The sequence below is a fragment of the Bartonella sp. AA78NXGY genome (genome assembly GCF_042197005.1).
Taxonomy (GTDB): Bacteria; Pseudomonadota; Alphaproteobacteria; order Rhizobiales; family Rhizobiaceae; genus Bartonella.
This window is the reverse complement of the sequence record NZ_JBHIRI010000002.1, coordinates 117,188-133,709: the sequence shown is the minus strand read 5'-3', so window position 1 is coordinate 133,709 and position 16,522 is coordinate 117,188. Positions and strand designations below refer to the sequence as shown.

At 38.0% G+C, this 16,522-nt stretch carries 10 protein-coding genes; 6 read left to right on the top strand and 4 right to left on the bottom strand.

Annotation, left to right across the window (positions count from 1 at the left end):
* The first annotated feature begins 124 nt into the window (after nt 1-124).
* The 3 genes from carB to ACFINL_RS01800 all read left to right on the top strand — a co-directional run bounded on the left by carB (nt 125) and on the right by ACFINL_RS01800 (nt 5,592).
* Nucleotides 125-3,610, top strand: a complete 3,486-nt coding sequence (carB, locus tag ACFINL_RS01810; protein ID WP_375649456.1) for a carbamoyl-phosphate synthase large subunit — start codon at nt 125-127, stop codon at nt 3,608-3,610.
* Nucleotides 3,611-3,857: 247 nt separating this feature from the next.
* The gene (locus ACFINL_RS01805) at nt 3,858-4,067 is read left to right on the top strand and encodes a cold-shock protein (protein ID WP_012754908.1); all 210 of its coding nucleotides are present in this window, start codon (nt 3,858-3,860) and stop codon (nt 4,065-4,067) included.
* A 322-nt stretch (nt 4,068-4,389) separates the two neighbouring features.
* Nucleotides 4,390-5,592 carry a pyridoxal phosphate-dependent aminotransferase gene (locus ACFINL_RS01800; RefSeq protein WP_375634296.1) on the top strand — a complete coding sequence of 401 codons (1,203 nt, stop codon included), beginning with the start codon at nt 4,390-4,392 and terminating at the stop codon, nt 5,590-5,592.
* Nucleotides 5,593-6,750: 1,158 nt separating this feature from the next.
* Here ACFINL_RS01800 and ACFINL_RS01795 read toward each other — a convergent pair.
* Both ACFINL_RS01795 and trxB read right to left on the bottom strand, forming a co-directional pair.
* Nucleotides 6,751-7,656, bottom strand: coding sequence for a LysR family transcriptional regulator (locus ACFINL_RS01795; RefSeq protein ID WP_273791217.1), 906 nt, complete (start codon nt 7,654-7,656; stop codon nt 6,751-6,753).
* A gap of 42 nt (nt 7,657-7,698) precedes the next feature.
* Nucleotides 7,699-8,655 (bottom strand): thioredoxin-disulfide reductase, encoded by a 957-nt coding sequence (trxB, locus tag ACFINL_RS01790; RefSeq protein WP_375611193.1) that lies wholly within the window; start codon nt 8,653-8,655, stop codon nt 7,699-7,701.
* Nucleotides 8,656-8,965: 310 nt separating this feature from the next.
* On the opposite strand from trxB, the gene ACFINL_RS01785 reads away from it, so the two are divergent.
* On the top strand, nt 8,966-10,360 hold the full coding sequence (locus ACFINL_RS01785; protein WP_375631664.1) for a TrkH family potassium uptake protein: 1,395 nt from the start codon (nt 8,966-8,968) through the stop codon (nt 10,358-10,360).
* Nucleotides 10,361-11,576: 1,216 nt separating this feature from the next.
* Here the strand turns inward: ACFINL_RS01785 and ACFINL_RS01780 are convergent.
* Nucleotides 11,577-12,635, bottom strand: coding sequence for a glycosyltransferase family 4 protein (locus ACFINL_RS01780; protein WP_375649451.1), 1,059 nt, complete (start codon nt 12,633-12,635; stop codon nt 11,577-11,579).
* A gap of 17 nt (nt 12,636-12,652) precedes the next feature.
* The gene (greA, locus tag ACFINL_RS01775) at nt 12,653-13,126 is read right to left on the bottom strand and encodes a transcription elongation factor GreA (RefSeq protein WP_007347010.1); all 474 of its coding nucleotides are present in this window, start codon (nt 13,124-13,126) and stop codon (nt 12,653-12,655) included.
* A gap of 338 nt (nt 13,127-13,464) precedes the next feature.
* Between greA and ACFINL_RS01770 the strand changes: the two genes are divergently transcribed.
* Together ACFINL_RS01770 and uvrB are read left to right on the top strand one after the other, a co-directional pair.
* Nucleotides 13,465-13,779 carry an SH3 domain-containing protein gene (locus ACFINL_RS01770; RefSeq protein ID WP_375612971.1) on the top strand — a complete coding sequence of 105 codons (315 nt, stop codon included), beginning with the start codon at nt 13,465-13,467 and terminating at the stop codon, nt 13,777-13,779.
* Between the two features lie 258 nt (nt 13,780-14,037).
* Complete coding sequence (gene uvrB, locus ACFINL_RS01765) at nt 14,038-16,347, top strand: excinuclease ABC subunit UvrB (protein ID WP_375612972.1); 2,310 nt, start codon at nt 14,038-14,040, stop codon at nt 16,345-16,347.
* Nucleotides 16,348-16,522 lie beyond the last annotated feature (175 nt).

Sequence of the window (16,522 nt, the reverse complement as noted above, 5' to 3'; positions counted from 1 at the left end):
GCATGGAAAAGGTATTTTAATGCTTACTTTCTTTTTCACTTAACTTATAAAATGACGGTAGCCTCAGAACTAAAATATTTTGCCCGCAACAATCACACACAGATATTTGTCATAGGAAAAAGTCATGCCCAAACGCACAGATATAAAATCTATTCTTATCATCGGAGCAGGACCTATTATCATTGGTCAGGCATGTGAATTTGATTATTCAGGCACTCAAGCCTGTAAAGCATTAAAAGAAGAAGGTTACCGAATTATTTTGGTAAATTCTAATCCTGCCACGATTATGACAGATCCAGATCTAGCTGATGCAACTTATATAGAGCCCATTACTCCTGAAATAGTTGCCAAAATTATTGCTCACGAGCGTCCCGATGCCCTTTTGCCCACTATGGGAGGACAAACAGCCCTCAATACTGCTTTATCATTAAAGCGTATGGGTATTCTAGACCGCTATCATGTTGAAATGATAGGAGCCAATGCTGATGCTATTGATAAAGCTGAAGATCGTGCTTTATTCCGCCAAGCGATGGCAAAAATCGGTTTGGAAACGCCACGCTCTATGTTAGCCAATGCAACAGAACTGAAAGAAGAAAATCGCCAACAACACGCAAAAACGTGTGCTGAACTTAAAGCAAAACTTTCTGGTGCTGCGCTTGACAAAGCACTCGAAGAACTTGAGCGCAACTGGCGACATACCGAAGCTGATCGCAAACAACATTATATCGCTCATGCAACAGCAAAAGCAGTTCAAGCTCTTGATGTTGTTGGGCTTCCAGCTATTATTCGTCCTTCATTCACCCTTGGTGGAACTGGTGGTGGAATCGCTTATAACCGCTCTGAATTCTATGAAATTATTGAACGTGGGCTTGAAGCTTCACCAACAACAGAAGTATTAATTGAAGAAAGTGTTTTAGGGTGGAAAGAATATGAGATGGAAGTTGTTCGTGATAAGAACGACAACTGTATCATCGTTTGTTCTATTGAAAACATTGATCCAATGGGGATTCATACCGGTGATTCGATCACTGTAGCACCTGCTCTCACCTTAACCGATAAAGAATATCAATGTATGCGTAATGCTTCGATTGCTGTTTTGCGAGAAATTGGTGTTGAAACGGGGGGATCCAATGTACAGTTTGCTGTCAATCCTGAAAATGGGCGCCTCATTGTTATTGAAATGAATCCGCGTGTTTCTCGCTCTTCAGCGCTTGCCTCAAAAGCAACGGGGTTTCCCATTGCCAAAGTAGCGGCTAAACTGGCTGTTGGTTATACACTTGATGAATTAAAAAATGATATCACGGGTGGTGCAACACCAGCATCATTTGAACCTTCTATTGACTATATTGTGACAAAAATTCCTCGTTTTGCGTTCGAAAAATTTCCCGGTTCATCACCTGTCCTCACAACTGCGATGAAATCTGTAGGAGAAGTCATGGCAATTGGACGCACTTTTCAAGAATCGTTACAAAAAGCACTCCGTGGACTTGAAACAGGGCTTACGGGTCTTGATGAAATTGTGATTCCAGAGCATGCTGAAGGTGATGAAAAAAGTTCTATACGCTCAGCCATTGCCATACCAAGCCCTGATCGTCTACGCTATATTGCTCAAGCCATGCGCACAGGCTTACCCTTAAATGAGATTCACCAAATTAGCAAAATTGATCCGTGGTTTTTAGAACAAATAGCCTCCATCATTGAAATGGAGCAGCGTATCCGCATTCATGGATTACCCCAAGACGCAGATAATTTACGTATGTTAAAAGCTATGGGCTTTTCAGATGCGCGATTAGCCTCCCTTACAGGGAAAGAACCCGATTATATCGCAGCTTTACGTAAATCACTGAATGTTAAACACGTCTTCAAACGGATTGATACTTGTGCCGCTGAATTTTCTTCTCCTACAGCCTATATGTATTCAACATATGAAGTTCCCTTTGCAGGTGTAGAGCACTCGGAAGCACACGTTTCTGAACGCAAAAAAATTGCTATTTTAGGCGGTGGACCAAACCGCATTGGGCAAGGTATTGAATTTGATTACTGTTGCTGCCACGCTGCTTTTGCACTGCGTGATGCAGGATTTGAAGCGATTATGATTAACTGTAATCCTGAAACAGTTTCAACCGACTATGATACCTCTGATCGCCTTTACTTTGAATCTTTAACAACAGAAGACGTTATCGCTATTTTAGAAGCAGAACAGGAAAAAGGAGATTTGGTTGGAGTCATCGTCCAATTTGGCGGACAAACACCCTTGAAATTGGCAAGCGCTCTAGAAAAACACAATATCCCCATCCTAGGTACTTCACCTGACGCTATCGACTTAGCAGAAGATAGAGACCGCTTTCAAAAACTGTTATTTAAACTTAATTTAACACAACCTCAAAATGGTATTGCCCACTCCATTGAACAAGCACGCCTCATTGCTCACGAACTAGGCTTCCCCTTGGTTGTACGTCCCTCTTATGTTTTAGGAGGACGTGCTATGCAAATTATCCGTGATGAACGTAGCTTACAAAATTATTTACTTGAGAGTGTCCCCGAATTAATTTCAGAAGATATCAAAGTCCGTTATCCTAACGACACAACAGGACAAATCAATATATTGCTTGGTAAAAATCCGCTTCTCTTTGATACCTATTTAACAGAAGCAATTGAAGTAGATGTTGATTGTCTATGTGATGGTAACGAAACACTAATCGTTGGTATTATGGAACATATTGAAGAAGCTGGTATCCACTCTGGTGATTCAGCATGTTCTCTACCAGTCCATACGCTCTCAAATAAAATAGTTACTGAATTAGAGCGCCAAACCAAAGCATTAGCACAAGCACTTCATGTTCGCGGCTTAATGAATGTACAATATGCTATAAAAGATGACACCATTTATGTCTTAGAAGTCAATCCCCGTGCTTCACGTACTGTCCCATTTGTTGCAAAAACGATTGGTCGCCCTATTGCTAAAATGGCTGCACGTATTATGGCAGGAGAAACGCTTCATGATGCTCTTGAAGCTTATGGTGGATTACCTTCTTTGCAAAAAAAACAACATATTGCCGTCAAGGAAGCAGTATTTCCTTTTGCTCGTTTTTCAGGTGTTGATACACTTCTTGGTCCAGAAATGCGCTCAACCGGTGAAGTTATGGGTCTTGACTATGAATTTTCGCTTGCTTTTGCTAAAGCCCAACTTGGAGCTGGTGTAAAACTCCCTAAAGAGGGAACTTTGTTCGTTTCTGTAAGGGATGAAGATAAAAAACGCATCTTAAATCCTGTAAAACGTTTAACTGAGCTTGGCTTTTCTGTTGTCGCCACAAGTGGAACACAAAAATTTCTCACCGAACACCACGTTGAAGCAAAAAAAATCAACAAAGTTCTAGAGGGACATCCCCATATTGAAGACGCTATTCGTAATCGCCAAATTCAATTAATTTTTAATACAACTAGCACTGCCAGTGCCATCTCAGACTCAAAATCATTACGTTATGCAGCACTCATGCAAAATGTTCCCTATTATACAACAATAGCTGGAGCCGAAGCCGTCGTAGAAGCGATCAAAGCACTCAAAAAAAGGCACCTTGAGGTACGTTCACTACAAAGTTATTTTAGTTGAATTTTTTTCTACTTAGCAAAATGTACACTGTTTTCTTATTTTTTCTTTATATAAAAATTGATTAAGACTTGCTTTTTGTTCTAAAAACTTTTATAGAGGTTTCATCGAATTTTCGGTTACGTGACTTTCTTTCCTGTGCAATCTGCACTTTCGGCGAAACTTCTCCCACCTAATTTCGATCTACAACCGTATTGAAGAAATGAAAGCTTCAATGCTCAATATAATTATATATTCTAAGGAGTTTCCTATGTCTACAGGAACAGTTAAGTGGTTTAATACAACAAAAGGTTTCGGATTCATTCAGCCTAGCGATGGTAGTGCAGATGTATTTGTACACATTTCTGCCGTCGAGCGTTCAGGTCTAAACAGTCTTAATGAAGGGCAAAAAATCTCTTATGATGTTCTTCAAGATCGTCGTTCAGGAAAATTTGCCGCTGGTAACCTTGCAGCACTTTAAAGTTTAAATGCTGCAATATTTTATTTAGAAATCTTCGTCTGTAAAGACGAAGATTTTTTTATTTTGTATAAAGCATTATTTTACCTTGTTAAAATAAAAGACTGCTTATCTCCTTTGCACAATTTATCAAACCTCTCTTATACTTCCTCAAAAACTTTCATAAAATCTACGAAGAGATTATCTTGTAAAAGATCTCAAAAAAGAAGAATATAAAGCCCGTGTAAGAGTATTTTGGAAGTTTTTTATTGCATACAATATAATCTCTTATAGAATATCCTTAAAGCAATAACCATTTGTTGATATAATATAAGGATTTAAAATTATGGCTTTTATTGCCGACAAACTGTCTCGTATCAAACCTTCTGCAACAATTGCTGCTTCTCAAAAGGCCCGTCATTTAAAAGCATTAGGGCGAAATGTTATTGCTTTAAGTGCTGGAGAGCCAGACTTTGATACCCCAGACAACATCAAAAACGCGGCTATTGAAGCTATTCGAAGGGGAGAAACAAAATACCCTCCCATATCTGGAATTCCAGAATTGCGCCAAGCAATTTCTGCAAAGTTTAAAAGAGAAAATAACCTTCTTTACCAACCAGAACAAATTATTGTTGGTACTGGTGGAAAACAAATTCTCTTTAATGCATTCATGGCAACTTTGAATAAAGGAGATGAGGTTATCATTCCATCCCCTTATTGGGTTAGTTATCCAGAAATGGTCGCACTCAACGATGGTACGCCTGTCTTTTTAGAAACAAAAGCCGAATTTTCTTATAAACTCCAACCACAAGAGCTAGAAGCTGCCATTACCCCCAAAACCAAATGGTTCATCTTTAACTCTCCTTCAAATCCATCAGGTGCCGCTTATACACATAATGAATTGAAAAAACTTACAGATGTTTTAGTAAAATATCCTCATGTTTATATCCTTTCCGATGATATATATGAACATCTCACATATGAGGGTTTTACCTTTGTGACTCCAGCTCAAGTAGAACCAGCGCTTTATGAGCGTACACTCACAATGAATGGTGTTTCTAAAGCCTATGCGATGACGGGATGGAGAATCGGTTATGCAGGCGGACCACAAGAATTAATTAAAGCCATGGATACCATTCAAGGACAGCAAACATCTGGAACAAGTGTCATTTCACAATGGGCTGCGGTTGAAGCACTTAACGGACCACAAGACTTTATTGCTAAAAATAAAAGTATTTTTCAAGCACGCCGTGATCTCGTTGTCTCCATGCTAAATCAAGCTCCTGGCATTTACTGTCCAACGCCTGAGGGTGCTTTTTATGTTTATCCTTCTTGCACCGGACTTATTGGAAAGAAAACACCCAATGGTCAACGTATTACGAATGATGAAGACTTTGCCATAGCGCTTCTAGAAACAGAAGCTGTTGCTGTCGTCCAAGGATCTGCTTTTGGACTTGGATCAACTTTTCGTATTTCTTATGCAACATCAGAAGAATTACTTGAAAAAGCTTGTATACGTATACAGCGTTTTTGCAACAGTTTAATTTAAAATTTTTAATATCATCTCTTGTGATTGTTTTTTGCCGAATGTTAGTATATCCGAGAAAATATCTGAAACTGTGTCACGAAATCTATCGATTCAGCAAAAATATCTATGAATAAACACAAAAATAGATGCTGTAGATAAAGATCAAAAAAATTTAGCTATCAAATAAATGAATCGGTCTATTATCATAAGAGATGACAAGCCTATTCTACTTTCTCCATTCAATTTATAACTCTAAAAAAGACCGAGCACTTTTAAACACAATTGCCCTTATAATCAAAGGCCCTTACAATAAAATCTCTTCTATTTCTCAGCTTCTTCTTCGTCCTAAAACGAAGAAGAAGCCACCTCCCATCGTTGTGTAAGCAATCCAGTTTCCTTTAAGTTCTATTTAATAACTACTTGATTTACTTCATAGGCTTTATGAACAAGACCTGCCTTAAATATTCACCTCACATTCTAATAAAAAGCACTTCATGTATAAGGTTTTAAATATTTTATATCACACCCCTAAAAGACAGACTTTTACAGTACAATAGAATATCCCCTCTCAAACTCCTCATTGAATTTTAGTATTCTTAAAAAAATTGTTGGATATCCACCAGTTTCGAAATTTTTTCTTTATCATCTTCCCATATATTGCAATTTCTAGGGACTCTTTCAAAAATTAAAAAAAAGCCGGACATATGTCCGGCAAATTTGGAAGATCCTCAGAGATAAAATCAATCTGATAGATCTTCGTAAGGGAACACTCAAGAAAACGAAACTGGGAGGCAACATAATCAAGAGATAGTATTCTATGTCATTTTATAAGGAAAAGCACAATAAAGACTTAAGCGTATCTGCTATGCAATAAACACATAGCTTTAAATTTGTCTCCATCATGTACCACTCTCTTTAATTAAATAGTAAAAATGTTAACTACACCATCACACGATTGTCCATTTTTCAATATATAATAGCTCTCACGTTTGCTAGCATTTGTAAAAAAACATTTATCCCTCTTTTCAAAAATATTTACCCGTACGGACTCCCTCCACTTTTAATGTGCAACAAATAATTTTAATTGATTCAATATAGGCAAATTTGAAACGAAAGAATATTACGGGAGTCTCAAGTTGCAAAATAGCTAATTATTCCTTATAAATTAAGATATTAATATTAAAAAGACCACTGGCGAGCTTTTAAAAAAATATAATCTCGAAAAGCATTTAACCTTGCCAAATTCTTTAAATTATAAGGATAACAAAAAAAAGTATCAAAAGAAGGAATATCAACCATATCAGGAAAAAGACGCACTAAATGCTCATCATTATTGACGATATAATCAGGAAGCACAGCAATCCCAAGATCACGCATAAGCGCATTCTTTATTGAGATGATATTGTTGATTTGTAAAACTGAAACGCGCAATGATCCATCACTTCTACCAGCCTTTTCCAACCAATTTAAACCAGACAAATAAGGTGGAACAGGTTCACCGAACGAAATAATACGATGCTCATCGAGATCAGACAATTTTTCCGGCTTTCCATAATTTGCAATATACTTTTCCGAAGCATAGACATGCATATGAATTGTAAAGAGTTTTCTTTGTATAAGATCAGGTTGTTTGGGTTGATGTAAGCGAACAGCACAATCCGCATGACACATTGTCAAATCAAGCTCTTCATCGGAAAGCAAAAGCTGAACCTGCATATCAGGATAAAGACTAAGAAATTCTGGCATACGCTCTGCAATCCACCCTGCCCCCATTCCAAAGGTCGAGGTCACACGCAAGTGCCCCGTTGGTTTTGCATAGCTTTCACTTAATTGCAAACGCACACTTTCAAGCTTCATCAAAACATCATGAGCTGTACGATAAAGAGTTTCTCCCTGTTCTGTAAGAATCAAACCACGCGCATGACGTTGAAATAAGGATACCCCAACCTCTTGTTCTAAAGCCGAAACCTGTCGTGAAACGGCTGATTGAGATAAATGAAGTTTTTGAGCAGCATGCGTAAAAGATCCCGCTTCTGCTGCAGCGTGAAAAACCCTTAACTTATCCCAATCCAACGGTGGCGCCACAATTAATTCTACCTCTATATTCTCTATGTTCTCAATGAGTGACTAACGCTTGGGTATATCCAAAAACCGTTCTGCTTCCAACGCTGCCATACATCCTCTTCCCGCAGCTGTTACAGCTTGGCGGAATGTTTCATCTGTCACATCCCCAGCAGCAAAAACACCAGCAATGCTTGTTGCTGTTGAGTCGGGTGCTGTCCATAAATAGCCGCCTCGTTTTTGTTTCAGCTGTCCTTCAAACAGAGAAACAGCAGGATCATGCCCAATGGCAATAAATATGCCCTCTGCATTCACTTTCATCTCGTGACCTGTCTTAACATTTTTCAGACGTGCCCCTGTTACAACAGCGCCCATTGAATCTTGAGCTGGCAGCCCCACAATTTCTTCAACCACATGATCCCAAAGAACACGCACATTATTACAAGCCAGCAACCTATCTTGTAAAATTTTTTCTGCCCGAAACTGCCCCCGCCTGTGAACCACGCTTACACTTTTAGCCAAATGCGATAAATAAAGTGCTTCTTCAACAGCCGTATTTCCTCCTCCTACGACAATAACGTCCTTATCACGATAAAAAAAGCCATCACATGTAGCACAAGCGGAAACACCTCCGCCCATAAAGGTCTGTTCACTTTCTAAACCAAGCCAGCGCGCTTGAGCTCCTGTTGCAATAATCAGTGCATCACAAGAATATTGTGTTCCTGAATCCCCATATAAGACAAAAGGATACTTCAACAAATCAGCCTTTATAATTGTATCATAGACAATTTTTGTCCCCATATTCTCAGCTTGTTTTGCCATTTGTTCCATCAACCATGGTCCTTGAATGGGATCTGCAAAACCTGGATAATTCTCAACATCAGTTGTAATTGTTAATTGTCCACCCTGCTGCAAGCCCGTCACCAAAACCGGCTTAAGCATTGCTCTTGCTGCATAGACCGCCGCTGTATAACCAGCCGGACCTGAGCCAATAATTAGCAGACGAATATGCGATTGTACCATTAAATCCCCTTCACTTTATTATAAATTAATTATTCTATAAATGATAACGGAATGCAGCCTTTTAAAAAAATATTTTTCAAGAGCCCTAATTATGTTATGTATACTTCTTTTCAAGTTTTATGAAAAGGTCTGATTACTAATTCATCAAGGCACGCTAATGTTAAGAATTAATCCTTATCCTATAAAGAGAAAAATGTAACTTCTTATGAGCACAAAACCATAATAAAAAGAGATACAAAGATAGGGAACGATCATTTTTCAATTTATTATCAATGTCTGTGCACGTTTTGCCTTAATCATGGGAGGAGCAATGCTTTTGCCAATTTTTGTGGATTTGCACGACAACAATCGTAATTGGATAAGCTTTCTCTATTCTTGTGCCATAACCACCATGTTAGCAACGCTGATTCTTTTAGCAACTAAGGGAGCTACTTGTCGCTTTTCAGCACGGCTTGGCTTTATGCTCACTGTTTGTCTTTGGCTTACAGGAAGCATCGTAGGTGCCTTACCTCTTTATCTTTCTCCTCTTCCCATTTCTCTAGCAGGAGCCATTTTTGAATCTGTTTCTGGAATTACAACAACAGGCTCCACAGTCCTTTCTGATCTTGATAATTTATCGCGAAGTATTTTATTATGGCGTTCTCTTATATGCTGGATTGGGGGCATTGGTTTTATCGGTTTAGCCCTCTTAATTTTGCCTTCACTGCGTGTGGGTGGCGTGCGACTTTTTCATATGGAATCATCTGATAAATCTGAAAAAATATTGCCTCGCATCAACCAAATTGCTAACGGAATTATCATCGCTTATGTTGGGTTAACATTGGCTTGTATGCTTTCTTATTTTGCTGCAGGCATGAATTTATTTGATGCCATTAACCATGCAATGAGTACAGTAGCAACAGCTGGTTTTTCAACGCATGATGCTTCTTTTGGCTATTTTTCTGATACACCAGCCATCTTAATTATTTCAACAATCTTCATGTTGCTTTCTGCTTTACCTTTCGTACTTTATGTTAAATTAGTCCTTCCTGGACACTCCAAACGCTTCCTTGACCCACAAGTGATTGTTTTTCTCCATATCGTTCTCCTTTTCAGCTTTGCTTTAGCGGCATGGCTACGGTTTTATGATCATCGCGCGTTCCACTTGATTTTCCTTGATGTCATTTTTCACCTTTCATCCATTATTAGCACCACCGGTTACAGCGCTGAAGATTATCAACTTTGGGGACCGTTTGCGCTTGGAATTTTCTTTATTGTTTCTTTTACAGGCGGATGTGCTGGTTCTACTTCTGGTGGTATGAAAATCAATCGCCTCATTATTCTTTGGCGTATTACACAAACAAATATAGAAAAACTTCTTTCTCCTAATGTCGTTGTAAAAGCGCGCTACGATCACTCAAATATATCAAATGATGTTGCTCAAGCCGTTTTGTTTTTTGTCTGCCTTTATATGTTTTGCCTTGTTATCGGCACTGCACTTTTGCTTACAACCGGTCTTGACTTTACCTCTGCCTTTACGGGGGTCTTAACCGCACTTTCAAATGTTGGTCCAGGCTTTGGAGATATTATTGGCCCCACTGGTAATTTCTCTACAATCAACGATCATGCTTTATGGATTTTAAGTTTTCTAATGTTAGCTGGACGCCTTGAAATCATAACAATATTCGTCCTTTTTATTCCCGCTTTCTGGCGTGAACAATTCTAATGTATAGAGTATTTTATGCTACCATGATAAAAAATTGACAAGATAAAAAGGCGAGAACAGTATGCGTCATAATATTCACCCCTTACTCAATCCACTGAAGATTTTCTAAAATTTCCATACAAATCATCATATCAATGATATAAAAATAATTCAACAAAAACAATCAAATACCAATATTTTCAAAGCCATAACATATAAAACTTCACTTTATTGATCTTCTTTATCAAATAAAGTGGACGCATAGAACATTCTTTTTTACGAATAATCTCTCATGCAAAAAATATGAATATTTGCTGATAAAAGTGTTTTTTCTCTTTAATAGAGTTACACCCTTATAGAAAAAAATGCTATTATATTACGAACTCACAAGCTTGTAAAAAACATCTCACAATACTCATCACCCCCATTTCACGACAGCCCTCATGAAAGATATAAAATGGGCACCATCATTTTTACTTAAATAACAATAAGGTGCAAGTCGGTACCAAAAAATAAGATATAAATTAGTACCACCATATTATTTTCTTTCTATTAATGTCGTAACAGCCTGCATTTCAGACAATTTATAAGAAATCTCTTTACACCCTGTCTTCAATAGTTTTTATCCACCACATGCCTTCTTCCAATTGTGATGTGCAAGAAGATAGCTCTCATTGTTAATATCAACAGATTTGACATAAGAAAATCTTACGCTACTCAAAGCTCTTATTCAAATTGAAAAGGTAAGTTATCTATAAAAATCATATATATATATATATATTGATCTTAAATCCATCTTATCATGAATTTATTGAAAATATGTACGACTATTTTATCCATGGAGATACCATCATTATCTTTTTAAGACAAGAAAACGTTTTTTTTGCTATCTATTTAAGTCTTACAAAACCAACAATATCAGCACGACCCCGTATAAGATAGTGCATAAATCCCCAGACTTGAGTTAAAGCATTATTTTCTTATTCTAAAATATCAATGAATAAAAGTAGCTTTCTTCTCTCCTAGTATGCTTTATCATAAACTACATATCGCTCTCAAGCGTATACATTTTTAATCTTTTATCCAAAATTTTGGGAACTTCTTATAGTGTTCTACTAAAGACAATATAAATTTTGTAAAATAACATTTATATCATTGAGCTGTTTTCTTGATAACTATGAAAAACCTTTAAGGAAAATACTTTTATCATTCCTCAAGAAGATTTTTGATATAATAATCAAAGTCTTTTTTCTGCAAACAGTTCTTTGTAAACACTTTCAATCTTGCTTGCCTCTTTTTCCAAAGGAAAGTGCGTACGAACATGGGTTAAAGCTTTCTTTCCGGATGCCAATGTTTTTTCTACATCAGCAAAATAAGGTTCAATTGCTGCTGTTAAAGCCGCTCCATCTCCTGCTTTTACAACTGTTCCTGTCGCTTCTACAACCAATTCTTTATAAGCTCCTGCATCACTCGTTACAACCGCAACCTGTGATGCCATTGCTTCTAATGGTGTTAAACCGAAACCTTCTGTACGAGAGGGTGCAACATAAAGTGTTAAACGACGGTACCATAAAGGGATGTCCAGAATCTCACCAAGAAAAATAATGCGATCATCCAGACCAGCCTTAGCAATCTTTTGGCGTAATTCTTTTTCAAAATGATAATATTGCTCTGTCGTACGACCAGCGATAAGTGCTGTCCATTCAGGATAGTCAGGCAATAATGCTATCATGGCATCAACAAATAAATCTGTTCCCTTTGAGTAGCGCAGACGCCCAAAACATCCTACCGCATATTTTCCTGGAAATCCTGTCGAAGAAAAGTAATCATCAAGAGTGTGTGGTGGAGTAAAACGCCTCACATCCACCCCATGCATAATAACCTTATGAGGCACTTCTAAATAGACGCCCGTACGTGTACTGGTAGCGATAACCCTATCCATACAGCGAATCAACCATTTGGTAAAAGGCTTATGATGACGTTGTGAAGCCGATGTGAAGATAAGTTTCAGCTTCATTCGCAAAACATCGCGCAAAAAGACCCCACAAAGCATCTCAATATTGCGTCGTGCATGCCAAATACGAAACGGCTTCCCTTTCGGACTTTTCCAAAGTCCGAAAAGGTCCCTAAAGGCAAGAGTTGGTAAAGTTCGTGGTAAACCAAACCCCAAAGTGGATATACGCACACCCTGTTCGCGTTGCAGTGGAATAAGCTGAATAATCGTAGATGTTACTCCCGACAAACGCCTTTTAAAGTGAGGCGCAATAATTTCAGTTTCGTCCAAAGATACACGCATAATAATCCATATGTTATTTAGATGTACTGAACCTTAATGATCTCGTAATTATGCGCACCACCTGGTGCATTCACCTCAATCACATCACCTTCTTGCTTGCCAATAAGTGCACGTGCGATAGGCGAAGAAATAGAGATTTTACCAACCTTTACATCAGCTTCTTGATCCCCTACGATCTGATACACTTTTTTTTCCTCAGTATCCTCATCCAAGAGTTTAATGGTTGCACCAAATTTTATTTTGTCACCTGAAAGACGCGAGACATCTATAACTTCTGCTCGTGCGATATAATCTTCAAGCTCATTTATACGCCCCTCATTATGACTTTGTGCTTCTTTAGCTGCATGATACTCAGCATTTTCAGATAAATCACCATGCGCACGCGCCTCAGAAATTGCTTCAATAATTCGCGGACGCTCCTGTTGTTGACGCCAACGCAACTCTTCTTTAAGACTCTCAAAACCAGCTGTAGTCATCGGAACTTTTTCCATAATCCGTCCCTTTCTATTACACGGAAGGTTTAATAAAAATACAAAAAACGGCTTCCAAAATTACTTTTGGAATCCGAAAACTACGATCTTTTTTATTATATAGTACAGTATCGCTGTTTTCCATATAAAAATAAATAAAGCAAACAAAACATGCACAAATAGTGATTAAAACATCTCATTTTGGTGTTTAAAACGGTAAACTTCACTCTTCTCTTTAAAGTGTCCTAAAGAAGAAAGAATTGTATTTTTTTCTGTTTTATCATAATCTAGTAAAAGAAATTATATAGAATATGAAGAGAGAAGGATAGAAAATCTCTAAAGAAATTCTTTACAGAAAAATGAAAAAAATCGTCATTTTTTTTATGTTTGGCTCTTTCTTTTTAGCCACAACAATATCAGAGGCAGCAGATGCTTTTGTTACGAGAAATCTTAATTTTAGAACAGGTCCCAGCACTCAATATGCACTTTGCGGCTTAATCTCTGCTGGAGAATTAGTTTTTGTTAAAAACTGTGAAGGAAATTGGTGCCATATCCGATATAACACTCAAATAGGTTGGGTGTCATCTCGTTATCTTTCATTTAAAGATGGAAATGATCTTTATCACACATATACAATGTCTTTAATGCCCAAACGTACCGATTATTCTCCATAACAGCTATAATAACTTATGCCCTCTTGAATATCATCATGGCAAAAATGCAATAGTGTTCACGAACAACCACAAATATGCTCCTTCCAAAGAAATACTTCGAAGAATTTGTCTCATAAAAAACTTGATCAATATCCTAATGAAAGCTCTAATAAACCAAAATAAATCTGTTCAATAACGTTTTGCTGTTGTCGTAATAAATTTGTAAAAATTAGTATTTTCTTTAAAATCACCAGCACTTTTCTATCAAAGGATACAACAATGAAAAATGGTGTTACTGCAACAGTAGAAGCTCTTTCTGCTCTTATTGCTTCAGGTAATCCTCTTTTTAAGAATGGTGCATTATGGACACCTCACCGCCCCATTCGTCCTGAAAAATCTGAAGGTGGTATTCCATTTCAACTCGAAACATCTTTTAAACCAGCGGGAGATCAACCTCAAGCCATTAAAACTCTGGTTGAGGGAATTCAAAAAAATGAACGTACACAAGTGCTTTTGGGTGTTACCGGCTCAGGGAAAACCTATACAATGGCCAATATCATTGAAAAAACACAGCGTCCAGCTTTAATATTAGCTCCCAATAAAACTCTAGCAGCGCAGCTTTATGGGGAATTTAAAAGTTTTTTTCCCCATAATGCCGTCGAATATTTTGTTTCCTATTATGACTATTATCAACCAGAAGCCTATGTTGCACGCTCAGACACTTATATTGAAAAGGAATCCTCAATTAATGAACAAATCGACCGTATGCGCCATGCTGCAACACGCGCTGTCTTAGAGCGTGATGATGTTATTATCGTCGCATCTGTCTCCTGCATCTACGGAATTGGTTCCGTAGAAACCTATACGGCCATGACCTTCGAAATAGAAAAAGGGGACAAACTCAATCAACGAAAACTCTTGGCTGATTTAGTCTCTCAACAGTATTATCGACAAGATATCAACTTCGTTCGTGGTTCCTTTCGTGTACGAGGGGATACAATCGAAATTTTCCCTGCCCACCTCGAAGATCGTGCTTGGCGTATTTCGCTCTTTGGCGATGAAGTGGAAACAATTACGGAATTTGATCCTCTCACCGGACAAAAAACAGGCGATCTTCAATCAATTAAAATTTATGCCAACTCACACTACGTAATACCACGCCCAACACTTAACCAAGCGATGAAATCTATCAAAATGGAACTCGTTCAACGCCTCGATGAGTTGAACGAAGCTGGACGTCTTTTAGAAGCACAACGTTTAGAACAACGTACAGTTTTTGATTTGGAAATGTTGGAAACCACCGGTTCATGTCCGGGAATTGAAAATTATTCACGTTATTTAACAGGACGAAATCCCGGTGAACCACCCCCAACTTTATTCGAATATATTCCACTCAATTCTCTTGTTTTTATCGATGAAAGCCACGTAACCATTCCCCAAATTGGTGGTATGTACCGAGGTGATTTTCGCAGAAAAGCAACCTTAGCAGAATATGGTTTTCGCCTCCCTTCTTGTATGGATAACCGTCCTTTGCGCTTTGAAGAATGGGATGCTATGCGCCCACAAACGATTGCTGTCTCCGCAACACCTGGACGGTGGGAAATAGAACAATCTCACGGTACTTTTGCAGAACAAGTTATTCGCCCCACAGGGCTTGTTGACCCACCAACAGAGGTTCGTCCAGCCAAAAATCAAGTCGATGATGTTGTGAATGAAATTCGTAAAACAATTCAAAAAGGCTACCGCACACTAGTGACCGTCCTAACCAAGCGTATGGCCGAAGATTTAACGGAATATCTCCACGAACAAGGTATTCGTGTACGCTATATGCATTCCGACATTGATACATTAGAACGCATTGAAATTCTACGCGATCTTCGGCTTGGCACCTTTGATGTCCTCATCGGTATCAACTTGCTCCGAGAAGGCTTAGATATTCCAGAATGTGGTTTTGTTGCCATTCTAGATGCCGATAAAGAGGGCTTTTTGCGCTCTGAAACTTCCCTCATACAAACAATCGGACGTGCTGCACGTAACGTAGATGGCCGTGTTATCCTCTATGCAGATACGATCACTGGTTCCATAAAACGAGCCTTACAGGAGACACAAAGACGTCGACAAAAACAAATAGCCTATAATGAAGAACACCATATCACACCGAAAAGTATCAAAAAAAATATCGGAGATATTCTCAATTCAGGCTATGAAAACAACCATATTCGTACAAATATCCCTGATGTCATCGAGAAAAAAAATATGGTTGGCAACAATTTAGCATCTCATATTAAACACCTCGAAAAATTAATGCATGAAGCAGCTGCTGATCTTAATTTTGAAGAAGCAGCACACCTTCGCGATGAAATCAAACAATTACAAAAGATAGAACTAGAACTCGCGGAAAATCCCTTAACACATCATAGCGAACAATCCACCCATGAGCGCGTATTACAACCAAGTCTTTTCTCCAAACCAAACCTTGCACACATGGGACCAACCATGGACACTGGTATTTTGGAAAATCAAAAAGGAAAATCTCGTAAAAACACCCCTAATCAAGCAACAATAAAACGAAAAAAACGCAATCAATGAAGGAGCAAAAAATTTCAAACCGCCAAAACTAATCTTTAGCTCTTCTAAAAAACTGACTATCGATGAAGAGCAAACAGTATTGCCCTAAAAATAGATAACAGCAAATATTAAAAATATTCCAATTTTTCTAAGACAACATAAGAGAGGATATTTTACAAAAAATGCCTAAACTTAT

Coding starts and splice junctions, on each gene's coding strand:
- carB (WP_375649456.1), top strand. CDS start 125: ATGCCCAAACGCACAGATATAAAATCTATTCTTATCATCGGAGCAGGA.
- ACFINL_RS01805 (WP_012754908.1), top strand. CDS start 3,858: ATGTCTACAGGAACAGTTAAGTGGTTTAATACAACAAAAGGTTTCGGA.
- ACFINL_RS01800 (WP_375634296.1), top strand. CDS start 4,390: ATGGCTTTTATTGCCGACAAACTGTCTCGTATCAAACCTTCTGCAACA.
- trxB (WP_375611193.1), bottom strand. CDS start 8,655: ATGGTACAATCGCATATTCGTCTGCTAATTATTGGCTCAGGTCCGGCT.
- ACFINL_RS01785 (WP_375631664.1), top strand. CDS start 8,966: ATGCTTTTGCCAATTTTTGTGGATTTGCACGACAACAATCGTAATTGG.
- ACFINL_RS01780 (WP_375649451.1), bottom strand. CDS start 12,635: ATGCGTGTATCTTTGGACGAAACTGAAATTATTGCGCCTCACTTTAAA.
- greA (WP_007347010.1), bottom strand. CDS start 13,126: ATGGAAAAAGTTCCGATGACTACAGCTGGTTTTGAGAGTCTTAAAGAA.
- ACFINL_RS01770 (WP_375612971.1), top strand. CDS start 13,465: ATGAAAAAAATCGTCATTTTTTTTATGTTTGGCTCTTTCTTTTTAGCC.
- uvrB (WP_375612972.1), top strand. CDS start 14,038: ATGAAAAATGGTGTTACTGCAACAGTAGAAGCTCTTTCTGCTCTTATT.